The organism is Vibrio sp. La 4.2.2, from assembly GCF_027586995.1.
GTDB classification, from domain to species: Bacteria; Pseudomonadota; Gammaproteobacteria; order Enterobacterales; family Vibrionaceae; genus Vibrio; species Vibrio mediterranei.
Window position 1 is genome coordinate 398977 of record NZ_JAPPTJ010000003.1, and the last position, 11780, is coordinate 410756.

Consider the following 11780-nt stretch of genomic DNA (forward strand, 5'->3'; position numbering starts at 1 on the left):
AAGTAAGCCCTCCATAGTGGAGGGCTTACTTCGTTATAACGCAGTACTGCTTAAGAACGTGGACTCACGATTCCCAAACATACTGCTTGCTGTTTGTCCTGAGGAGACTCTTGATAAATCACTTCTTGCTGGATATCTGGTACAAACTGCGGCCATTCATTAGTAAAGCGAGCAAATACCCCTTCTTTACATCCTGCCCCCACATTACCCATCAACAACACACCTTGCTGCTCAATCGCCTCGGCTGTGATATGGCGGTTGTAAACATTGGGTAGCGTCTCATTGCTCCACTGATTCGTCATTTTTGGATGAGGTGCAATATAGAAGGTAAACCATTGAGAAAGCGGTGTGCCACCAACTAATGTCAACGGCTTGTCATTATGTTGATACCAAAACTGCTCTGCTTCGCTGCTTAACGTCTTAATCCCGCTAAAGTTCTGTCCCGCATTACGAACGTTAAAGAGCATAACCGAGGCATAGCCAGCAATCATAACCAATGCCATGACTGACAACACTTTAAATGGTCTCGATAGTTTACCTACCACATCTTTTGCTAGATAAGCGACCAACACAGCTGGCGCAGGCATGAAGAACGGGTGCAACCATTCTACAAGGCGATTACCTTTATGGAAGGTAAACCAAGCCATGATAAGTACCAGAGGAGCCAATAAAACAAACGTTGTTAGCCATACTTTTTCAGGCACATCTTTAGTCAGTTTCAGCGCTCGTTTTCCCAGCAGCGCCGCTAACAAAACAAACGGATAGAATACCGACAACAGCGCTAACCAACTACCAGGACTCAACTGCGCCGATACTTGACCACTCACCCACTTCACTGACGAGAAGTTGTTGGCGAACATCCAAAAGAAATTTGGCGTTACTAAAGCTAAAAATGCAACAATACCGGCATAGAAATACGGTTCTTTCCAAAAGCGACGCACGCTTGGCACCGTAAGGCTAAGTATAAATACCATCGCAACTGGTGCGAAGGTCGTGTATTTAGCCATTGCAGAGCAACCAGCTAACACACCAAACGGCAACCACCACTTCGCGTTTTCATAAACAGCTTTGACAAAAAACAATAAAATCCATGACCAAGAACCGAACAACAAATAGTTGTCGTTATATGGAATGGCTTCAAAGTTGATAACGCCTGATAAGTTCAGAGTTAGCAGCCCCAACCAAGCTAAGGCTATTGAGTCTGTGAGTTTGTAAGCGAGTCTGTAGCAACCCAGCATACCCAATGCGATAACAGAGAAGTGTCCTACGTACCAAAATGCTGACGCAAACTCTGTGGTATCTGAGACCAGTAAAATACGAGCAAAAAAGCCTACAAACCACGGATTGTTCGGACTTCCCCATTCACCATTACTGGCCCAGTTCAACGCTTCCACTGCGTCATAAGGTACGGTTGGATCTAGGTGATAAGACACCAAAGACCAAGCGACGGCATAGAAAAAACACCACATAAATGCAAAGCGATGCGAACGCTGCACATCTGTTGAACTCGTGGATGCTCGGTCAAAACTGAGAATAGTTGAAAACATTGGCTAAAAAGGGCTCCCCTAAAAAGTCAAAATAGAAGGTTTTGGCGATAGACTTTACTCACTTGAAGTGCATCACAAAATGGCTTCAAGTCATTTTTCTGTAAATATCTTAGTTATTAATAAGTTATATAAATTAATGATACTTATAATATGAATAGTCTATATGGATAGATAGTCAAGAGCTGTAATGAAATGTCAGCATCGAAGGGACAGAAGAGTACCTTCAGATCGGAAGAGTAAAACGAGAAGTGACTGATTCTATTTATGAATCACACCATTCAATACATTCTGTACAAACTGCATTAAACCGTGTGATTCATAATAATTAGAGAGATGTTGAATTATTGCGCGTTAACCGTTTGAGGTTCCACCTGTTCGATGTGCTTAACCGCACTCTCAGAAAACCCGTCGTGCAGATGATAATAGCGTTTGTAAACAATGCCACTAATCGCCATTAAGATTGCAGGTAAGCCCACCATCATGAACTCAATGCCAAAAATTGTATCCGCAGTTTGTTCTACGTTCGGTACATAGCCGACTAATGACAGCCCCACACCAACGATGAAGCCACCAGCTGCACCCGCGAATTTTACCAACATGGTTTGAACTGAGAAAATAACGCTCTCGCTGCGACGACCAGTTTTATATTCACCATAGTCCACAACATCAGCAAGCATTACTGTTTGTAGTGCATTCGCAATACCAATACCAAATTTGATAGCTGCACCTGATAGACCGATAAGCACCACGTTACCCGGAGCCAAGCCACTCATCGCAAGTAACAGGCCACATGAGAGTATCGGGAAACCACAGGCGATAAACCACAAGTTCTTTCTAGGCAACTTAGCAGCAATGCGTGGGAACAAGAAAACACCCGCGACTTCCGCAGCACCAGCAACCATCATATAGATTGGGAAAAGTTCAGGATTTCCTAGTGCATAAGAAAAGTAGTAGATAGCAAATCCGCCCACTAACAAGTTAGCGATTTGGAAAGATAATACCGTGCCAATCAGTGCTTTTAGTTGGTCATTTTGACCAATAATTACCATGACATCTTTGAAATTAAACTTCTCCGCTGCATTTGCTTTGATGTTGGTATCTTCTTTTACGTTGCGAGCTACCAAGAAAGCACTTAACACAAATAGAATCGCGATTAGGATTGATAGATTGAAGAAACCGTCTCCTTGATTACCGTCTCCTAACGTACCAACAATATGCAAGCCGTAAGTACCGATGATAAACCATGCCAAGCTAGCGAATAGACGAGGCCATACGACCAACTTCTCTCGTTCTTGTCTAGAGCTAGACAGCGCTGGAATCATTGACCAATAAGGAATATCCATAATGGTATAGGTCAGTCCCCATAAGATGTACGCTGCCGCAGCATATACATATAAGGTTGTACCCTCAAACATATGAGTACTAAACAACGCAATCAGCACAACCGCATTTAGAATCGTCCCAACAACAATCCACGGACGAAACTTACCCATTTTTGAACGAGTGTTGTCAACGATCACGCCCATAAGAGGGTCAGTCACAGCATCGAAAATTCGGGCCACAAGGAAGATTGAACCGACAAACGCAGCGGACAATCCTGCGACGTCTGTAAAGTAGAACATAAGGAAGATGTAGATAGGCGCACAGGCAAAGTCTTTACCTAAAGCACCTAGGCCATATGAGAGTTTGGTTTTAAGAGTCAGTTGTTCAGACATAGGTTACACTTAGTTTCTTTAATTTATTGGTCTGAGCGCAATCCTACTGACAGAAGCGTCGCCTTTCTGTGATCCACAACCACAACTGGAAACGTTTACACTATCATATTTAAAAATGAGATCTAAAACAGTAAAAAATAACAATATGTAAATTAAATGTGATCAAATGCATCTATTATTAGTTTTAAGGAGTGAAAATAATCCGGAAACGATTACAACCAAACCAATAAAAAAGGCTGCAAGATAAAGTCATGCAGCCTTATTGCAATCAGTACAGTTTAGAGTCGCTGTAACACCACTAGAACCGCAGATTCTGAGTCTAGTATCGGCATCGTCAGCCCAATCTCTTTGCACCATTCTCCGGTTAACTCACATCCTTCTTCCATCCAAGGCGGTTGGTAGTTAACGATGTCATCAAACAAAGCAGGTTTATCAATCACGGAAACTTTGTACCTTGCTTTAGGATCCAATCCTGGTATCCGTAGATGCCCACTTAACGAATTCGTTGGCATGGCCAACTGAGCGATCTGGATAACCGCTTGAGACTGGTCCTTGGCAATAACAGCTGAGATCTGATGAGCGTTATCATCGGTTTCAAGACGCCATGAATTCCCGCTGTGTAGCAACGATCGCAATGATTTATGCAACTTGATGTAGCGCTCAAATCCTTGCTTTTCAATATCACTTTCTTTGACTGGATCAAGTTCGATTCCCATATGACCGAACAAGGCGGTGAGGCCCCTAAATTCAATAGAGTGACGGCGTCTGGTACTATGGCAATGGCTCGCTCCGATATGGCTCCCCATGACTTCCGGTGGGAAGAAATAGCTCATACCTCGTTGTATAGATTGTCGCTCCAGCGCATCATTATTATCTGATGCCCAGAAGCGATGGGTACGCTTCAACACTTCAAAATCGATTCTCCCACCGCCTGCTGCACACGATTCAATTTCTACGTTAGGATGTTTTTCTCGCACTTTATCAACCAGCTGATAATAGCGAACCACTTGTTGATGACCGGCCGCTTTACCTCTGTGTCCGGGTTGCACCACTTCACGATTCATATCCCACTTGATATAGCCGATATTGTATGTGGATAGGAAATAATCCAAGCGCTCAAACAAGAATTCAAACGCTGCATCATTTTGAAGATCGATGACATATTGGTTGCGCCCAGTAGGCTGTTGATAGCCATCAACTGCCAGCAGCCAGTCAGGGTGACTACGATAAAGATCAGAATTCTTGTTGATCATTTCCGGCTCAAACCATAGGCCAAACTCCATTCCGAGACTGTTTACATGCTCAACAACAGGCTGCAAACCTTTAGGATATTTCGATTCATCTAAAAACCAATCCCCTAACGCAGCCTTGTCACCATCGCGGCCCTTAAACCACCCGTCGTCGATAATAAAGCGCTCAACACCCATCTGTGCTGCTTGTGTCGCCATAGACATAATGTAGTCAGGATCGTGGTCGAAATAGATACCTTCCCATGTATTTAGGTGAATTGGACGAGGTTTATTCACAAACTCAGAAGGTAAAATTGAGTGACGGACGTGTTCATGGAATTGCTGGCTCATGCCATTCAACCCTTTATCGCTGTAACTGGCATACAGCCAAGGAGTAGTTAGACTTTCACCTTGTTCAAGAGTCACTTCCCCAGGCAGGTAGATAACTTCAGCCTGAGCATAACGGCGGCCATCAGCTTTCACATCAACTCTTAACCTGTGGTTCCCACTCCACGCAAAATGGAAACCCCACACATCACCAGACATTTCATCAAAATGGCTGGTACCCGCAATAATTGCTGGATAATGCTCATGAGAGGTCCGCCCACGACGGTTCTCTTGTTGGAAGCCTCCTTGCAATAATGGCTGGCGTACCGTTTGGAATTCATGGACCCAGCGCCCGAAGAAGCTCATCAACTCTTTGGCTCGTTCTGGCAACATCAAAGTATTGGCTAATCGGTTTACTTGATACGCACCCGCCTTGTTATTCGTGAGTGTATGGCGAACCTTAACCACATCGTACTTATCCAGATGCAGTTCACTGGTTAACGTTAGCCCCGCCGATGCATCTTCACTGACCAAAGTAAGCTGACCACCTTTGTGGAGTGTCTCTGAAATGGTAAAAACCGGAGCCCAATCTAAGCCATTGCGGTGTCCTTCTATCGCCGGACTGCTAAATAACCCGCGAGCCAATTCCGGAGTTAAAGACATAGCAATATCATCATCCAAGCGCCCATAAGGAACTGGACGATGCAACGCCAACCGTGATTGAGGGTGAGATACATCGATGTTCTTACCCCAGTGCAAAATCTCGGCTAACTCCCCGACTTCAAGAAGCATCTGTGTGCTGGTGCCCTTAAGTTCAATCAGCGTTTTATTTGTCATTCACTCTAACCTCAGAAACGATTTGCTCTACATAATAGCTTCAAATCATAGAAATTCTGTGAGGCACTGCATAATCATGGAAACGTTTACAATTATAGTATATTCAAAGCTCGTTTTCTGAGCGTAGGAGGATAAAGCGACGAAACGTAAAATTGTGTTCAAACAAGACGGTCAGATAGAGTTAAACTTTATTCACAGTGACATTTTTGGAAACGATTACTCTAATCGTTAAAAATGGGGGTTCACGCACACTAATAGCGTTTGTCATATTTGCTTAAGCATTGTTTAATAAAATGATTAATAAGATGTAGAGAGCGTCATGGCCACAATCAAAGAAGTCGCAAAAGAAGCTGGCGTTTCAATCGCGACCACATCCCGAGTCATAAACAACGCGCCCCACACCAGTGAGGCCGCTATCGTTGCAGTTCAAGCTGCTATGAAAAAACTTGGCTATCGACCAAATGCAAACGCGCGCGCGCTGGTTAGCAAATCGTCCAATACTGTAGGGATTCTGGTACACGACGTATCTGCTCCGTTCTTTGGGGCTATGGTTAAAGCCATAGATACCATTGCTGCAGAACAAGGCAAACAAATTCTTATTGGTAGCGGATACCACGATCCAGTCAAAGAGCGAAATGCCATCAACCTGCTCATTAGCAGTCGCTGTGAGTCACTTGTCATCCACAGTAAAGGACTGTCAGATGAAGAGCTCACCGAACTGGCCGACGAAATACCCGGAATGATGCTCATTAATCGCTCTGTTCCGGCAATCGCAGATCGCTGCATTGCACTCGATAATTTCAAAGGTTCGTATTTGGCCACTGAGTTTTTGATTAAAAACGGCCACGAGAAAATAGGTTATATCGCCTCAAGCCACGACATCGATGATGCTCATGATCGTAGAGATGGTTACCTCGCGGCACTCAAAGATCACAACATCGAGCCCAATGAAGAATTTATTGAGTATGGTGAGCCGGATGAGATTGGCGGTGAACAGGCCATGGTGAACCTACTCGCCAAGAATCTATCGATTACAGCCGTTGCTACTTATAACGATGATATGGCGGCAGGCTGCTTAGCATTAATCCAAGAAAATGGTATTCGAATTCCGGAAGATATGTCGGTTATTGGATTCGATGATGGATTGATCGCTCGTTTTATCTACCCTCGACTGACAACTATTCGTTACCCAATTCAGGTGATGGCTAAACAAGCTGTATTAGAAGCATTACAAAGAGCTAGCGGGAAAGACGTTGAAAGAGCACAAAACCTCTTTGCGCCAATATTAGTAAAACGCTCTTCGGTAAGCAGAAGATAACTAGAGTTAGCTCGGTGCTGCGCTACTCAAGAGCGCAGCAATCCGTAGACAGCGTGGTCAACAACCCTGCCATTTAAGTTCTCGTTGCGCGTAATTATCCCTTCCAGCGAGAAGCCCAAACGCTCCGCCACATTTCTACTAGCCGTATTTTCCGTCGCAGCACACAGCTGAACCTTTTCCATACCAAGCTCGTTAAATGCATAATCGATAAGCTTACCGACGCTGCGCGTTACAATCCCGTTACCTTGTGCCTTTGATGACAGCCAGTAACCTAACTCCACCTTCTTTAGCGACAGGTTGATAGCGTTAAAACTAATGTTTCCTACCAACTCGCTACGATAGATCATGGCACACACCAAAGATTTACCATCCGCGTAATCGTGCAGTGACTGGCTAATAAATCGCTGGAAAAAAGCTTCTGAGTCGGCATGAGGTGGCCACGCTAACCATTGCGCCAAGTAGTCACGTTGCTCGTTAACTATCTCCAGATACTGTCCTGCAAAAGAAGGTTGTACCAACGCAAGCTCAATTTCGTTATCAACTTTTAGAGTGAACACCACAAGTCTCCCTTAAACGTCTAACTAACGGATTAATCAGAATCTTTTCTTTTAGTCGTGGTCTAGTTATACCTGATTAATGAGATTTCACAATTATCAGATTTTTGCGCGACTGATATTTCCACAGAATCACTTGGTTTACACCGCATAACCTGAGACAATCCGCCGGTAATTCTTATATCAAATGGCTCATTATGAAAATCTTAGTTCGAAACCTTGACCGTGACACAATTGAACACGACGTACGAAAACTGTTTCTAGGCTACGGCCGCGTTGTTGAATGTACACTGGTGTTGGATAAGGAAACGGGTAAGTCCAAAGGCTTTGCGTTCGTAGATATGCCAAACGAAGATGAAGCGAAAGTGGCGATCAAAGAACTGAACCTTACCATGTTCAATGGCAGCAAGATTCGCGTGAAATTTGCAGGTCACTAATGTGCAGGTCACCAAGACCAATTAGGCCAGTCTATGACTGGCCTTAACATTTTCTAGCAAAACGTTTCAATATACAGACGCTCTACTTTGTCTCTTGCCCATTGCGTTTTACGTAGAAACTTGAGCGATGATTTAATAGAAGGGTCATTCGCAAAACAGTTCACTCGAATGATATCGTGTAGCCCAGACCACCCGTAATGTTCCACCAATTGAGTAAGAATTTTCTCTAGCTTTAGGCCATGTAACGGGTTGTTTGGTTGTTCAGTGCTCATTAAAAGTTCCAAATAGTGTGTGGGTGGAATGCGGCGCTATTTCATCATAGGCTCTAACCAGAAAGCAATCGCATTTACTGTTGTCGCTCAATACATCGTCTTATGCCACTACTAGACTCAGTATTACAGCTACATTATCAATAGCAAACTTCTTACTTTTTAGAATGAAAACTCAGGACTTAACCATGACTACTATTACTTTGGAAACGAACGTCGGTAATATCGACATTGAGCTCAATATCGAAAAAGCCCCTGTTAGTGCCAAAAATTTTCTTAAATATTGCCAAGAAGGTTTTTACCAAGGAACAGTATTTCATCGTGTCATTGACGGGTTCATGATACAAGCTGGCGGTTACAACCAAAATCTCGAAGAAAAGCCGGGGCGCGCACCTATCGTCAACGAGGCCAATCGAGGACTTAAAAATGTGACAGGATCTATAGCGATGGCTCGTACCGAAGCTCCTCATTCTGCAACATCGGAATTTTTCATTAATTTAGCCGACAACGACTTCCTTAATCACACTGCCACCACAAACCGTGGCTGGGGCTATTCGGTTTTCGGCAAAGTGACCGCTGGCATGGATGTGGTCAACGCCATTGGAAAAGTAGCAACGCATTCCTACAAAGGGCATGATGACGTACCTTGTAAGTCAATTATAATTACTGATGTAGTAGTGAAATAACTACTGACGATTCAGTTTTTTTGAATGGAAAGATTACTAGAGCGCCAACCAGTTTCAGCTCTCAAGCACACTTCATCTATACCACTTCAATCAAACGGCTTAAGCAATTCAATAAACGATTCTCCGCTTTCGGGTAAATCTGCCCCGAAATACTCCGCGACACTCGCCCCTATGTCGGCGAGCGTCGCACGCTCACTCAAACACGCGCCATTGATGCCGTTTTTATGAAGCAATAACGGCACTTTTTCCCTAGTGTGTTGCCCATGACCAATATAAGGGTCATTCCCGTGGTCGGCCGTGACCACCAAAACATCCTCATCGTTCATCAATTGCATAATTTTAGCGATTCCAACGTCGCTTTTTTCCAACACTTTCCAATATAAATCTGGATCTTGTCGATGCCCTGACAAATCGGTTTCCTGTACATTGATACAAATAAACCCATGTTTTCGCTTATCAACTTCCTGATAAGCAATAGATAAGATCTGCTCCGTATCCACTAATCCTTTGAAACTCACACCATGGTTGTTTTCTACAATGTCGGCCACCTTACCAACCAAAACAGTTTCGCAATCAACATTGGCGAGCAAATGGGGAACTTGCACTAAATGGTTAACCCCGTACCCTAAGTGAGCGACCTGAAACCCTCTTTCATACACTTTAGATTTAGGCGCATTAACTCCAACGCACTCTCCACGGACTTCTATCGAATTAATAAGCTGTTCGGTCGCATCAAGTCGCCCTCCAAATACAATGTTTCTTGCTACATCATTATTTGCACGAACAATTCGACCGATATTCAATAAACTATCAAATTCAATACGATTTAAATCCGCAGCAACGTTATACACCTCACCTAATTCAGCTTCCAGATTGTCGCCAATCACTACAGATTGCTCGACCAAAAGTACAGCAAGCTCTCCTCTCTTTACCCGCTCAACGAAATACCCAGCCTCTTCAAGGGACTCTTGAATCGTATCAATGGAGTTATGAAATGGATTTACCCTTGGTAATTTAGGTAGCGTTCCCATAAGCTCTTGATGTCCAGCAAATGTGTCGCATCCTTGGTGTCGCAGTTTGATGGTACCGGTGTTGGCGTTAGGGTTTTGTCTAAGGCGCGATACGTTGCAATCAACAACATTATTAAGTCCCAATAACGCTAGAGTTGGTAAATCTCGATTGGGATAAGAGGCCAGTAGTTTGTATGCGGTATTCGCTCCAATATCTTTGGTTCGGCTTTCATAGACATCATCCATGGCACCAACACCGAATCCGTCCAAGACAATAACGATAAATCTACCCATCTATCGCCCCTCCCAATGAATCATAGCGCCCGATAACCCTTGGGTTCCCAGATTGAATACCATCAACTAAAACCACATCGGAACGAGTGACAAAGACCTGAGTTCGAAATGCCATGATTATCGGTGTACCTATTTTATGGATCCCAGATACTTTTAGGTGATAATCGATAGCGTTCACATCCTCATTGCTAACAGGGAACACCGAACCATCAATCAATGCATGTTCAAGTTGACCACGACGGTAGTAACCACCGCCATAACAATACGATGCACCTTGAAACTGATGAGAAATCTCTGATAAATACAGCATCGCAACTTTTTCAGGCTGACTGCCATCAATGTTAGCTGGGAATGTACCAGTCAAAGCATGACCCGGTTCACCATGAGTTCCCCCTAGCCGTTTAATCATGGTTAAAGTGTTAAAACATGTCGCTGACGGCATATTGACTTGGTAAGGCCCCCCCTCCTTTGGCCAATGTTCGATGACTTGATGCAGCGTGTCGACATTCTCTGTTGCTGCAAGCTGCTCACCATCAAACAAAAAGCAAGGGAAATGAGTCACTCCTTCTAGGCGAATCCCCTTCATTTGACCAAGTGCCTCTAACACAGCGTCGACTTCAGCAATCGGAAATCCTGCCTCTTGGTTGACATAAAGCCTGTCCTCGTCACCATAAAACTTCACTAGCACAGGTTGCACTCTGCCGCACTTGCAGGCTGCATCTGAGATTTGACGTGCTTTATCTAGCGAATAGACGGTCATAACTTCTGGCTTCATCTCTGCCACGATTTGTTCCACCATAGCCGACGGAGGCTGGACTAAATGACCCACGTGTTGAACCTTGACTCCCGCTAAATGCAGAGCTCGCGCTTCTTTGAAATCCACAGCAACAATACCGTCAAAGCCTAATTCGAGAAGAAGCTGTGCTAAATATGGGTTACGCCCAAGTTGTTTGGTCATGCCATACAGCTTTAACCCAAGGTCGCTAGCACGCTGCCTTATGACTTTGGCGTTTGCTGTAAATTGTTCGACATCAATGACGTACGAATCCGGTAACAGGTTCCCCTGCTCATAAAGAGCAAGGGTAGCCTGAATCAGTGCGTCGTTTTGATGTTGCAAAGCATTTAAATACATATACTTTTCAATCCACTCAATTTATTTTCATTTTTTTGAAGATTAATTTCCAAAAAAATCCAGTTACGACACACTCAGTTTGATTGCGTACAGATTGCTCAAAAGAAAACTGATTTCCGTCTCAGGCATCTCTGGTACGCCAGACGCCGAACATAACTGATTGTTCATACTGACAATGTCTGAAAATACGTCGTCATCTTGCATTTCTTTTAGAATCTCAGAGTCCAAGCCTTCTACAATAGGATTGCTTTGTAGTACTCGATCAATAGCACGTGCAAAATGAGTCATCGCCATCTGAAATTGTTCTGAATCCTCTTTCACATTCCATTCAATCATCAAGATTCCGACAGCCCTCATGGTCGCATCAAACGCGATTTGGCTGATTACGTTATGCTCCAAAAGAAGAGACATTCGTTGTTTCATAA

The 11780-nt window shown here is 43.9% G+C and carries 11 protein-coding genes; 3 read left to right on the forward strand and 8 right to left on the reverse strand.

From position 1 onward, the window contains the following. Positions 1-50: 50 nt before the first annotated feature. From OH456_RS08195 to OH456_RS08205, 3 genes are all read right to left on the reverse strand, one after another. Positions 51-1547, reverse strand: a complete 1497-nt coding sequence (locus OH456_RS08195) for an ArnT family glycosyltransferase (protein ID WP_124940954.1) — start codon at positions 1545-1547, stop codon at positions 51-53. Between the two features lie 341 nt (positions 1548-1888). After that, on the reverse strand, positions 1889-3262 hold the full coding sequence (gene melB, locus OH456_RS08200) for a melibiose:sodium transporter MelB (protein ID WP_006071592.1): 1374 nt from the start codon (positions 3260-3262) through the stop codon (positions 1889-1891). A gap of 278 nt (positions 3263-3540) precedes the next feature. Continuing rightward, on the reverse strand, positions 3541-5655 hold the full coding sequence (locus OH456_RS08205; RefSeq protein ID WP_270033241.1) for an alpha-galactosidase: 2115 nt from the start codon (positions 5653-5655) through the stop codon (positions 3541-3543). A gap of 319 nt (positions 5656-5974) precedes the next feature. On the opposite strand from OH456_RS08205, the gene OH456_RS08210 reads away from it, so the two are divergent. Continuing rightward, on the forward strand, positions 5975-6973 hold the full coding sequence (locus OH456_RS08210; protein WP_006071589.1) for a substrate-binding domain-containing protein: 999 nt from the start codon (positions 5975-5977) through the stop codon (positions 6971-6973). A gap of 26 nt (positions 6974-6999) precedes the next feature. On the opposite strand, the gene OH456_RS08215 is transcribed toward OH456_RS08210, so the two are convergent. Continuing rightward, on the reverse strand, positions 7000-7530 hold the full coding sequence (locus OH456_RS08215; RefSeq protein WP_124940952.1) for a GNAT family N-acetyltransferase: 531 nt from the start codon (positions 7528-7530) through the stop codon (positions 7000-7002). Between the two features lie 194 nt (positions 7531-7724). Between OH456_RS08215 and OH456_RS08220 the strand changes: the two genes are divergently transcribed. Continuing rightward, positions 7725-7964, forward strand: a complete 240-nt coding sequence (locus OH456_RS08220; protein ID WP_031495002.1) for an RNA recognition motif domain-containing protein — start codon at positions 7725-7727, stop codon at positions 7962-7964. A 53-nt stretch (positions 7965-8017) separates the two neighbouring features. Here OH456_RS08220 and OH456_RS08225 read toward each other — a convergent pair whose 3' ends face one another. Further along, positions 8018-8236, reverse strand: coding sequence for a VF530 family DNA-binding protein (locus OH456_RS08225; RefSeq protein WP_006071586.1), 219 nt, complete (start codon positions 8234-8236; stop codon positions 8018-8020). 185 nt (positions 8237-8421) lie between these two features. Between OH456_RS08225 and OH456_RS08230 the strand changes: the two genes are divergently transcribed. Further along, complete coding sequence (locus OH456_RS08230; protein WP_124940951.1) at positions 8422-8919, forward strand: peptidylprolyl isomerase; 498 nt, start codon at positions 8422-8424, stop codon at positions 8917-8919. A gap of 86 nt (positions 8920-9005) precedes the next feature. On the opposite strand, the gene OH456_RS08235 is transcribed toward OH456_RS08230, so the two are convergent. From OH456_RS08235 to OH456_RS08245, 3 genes are all read right to left on the reverse strand, one after another. Then, on the reverse strand, positions 9006-10223 hold the full coding sequence (locus OH456_RS08235; RefSeq protein WP_270033242.1) for a phosphopentomutase: 1218 nt from the start codon (positions 10221-10223) through the stop codon (positions 9006-9008). After that, positions 10216-11355 (reverse strand): YhfX family PLP-dependent enzyme, encoded by a 1140-nt coding sequence (locus tag OH456_RS08240; RefSeq protein WP_270033243.1) that lies wholly within the window; start codon positions 11353-11355, stop codon positions 10216-10218. The genes OH456_RS08235 and OH456_RS08240 overlap by 8 nt, the downstream gene beginning before the upstream one ends. 63 nt (positions 11356-11418) lie before the next feature. After that, entirely contained in the window at positions 11419-11778 is a 360-nt protein-coding gene (locus OH456_RS08245; protein ID WP_006071582.1) for a hypothetical protein, read from the reverse strand. Positions 11779-11780: the final 2 nt, after the last annotated feature.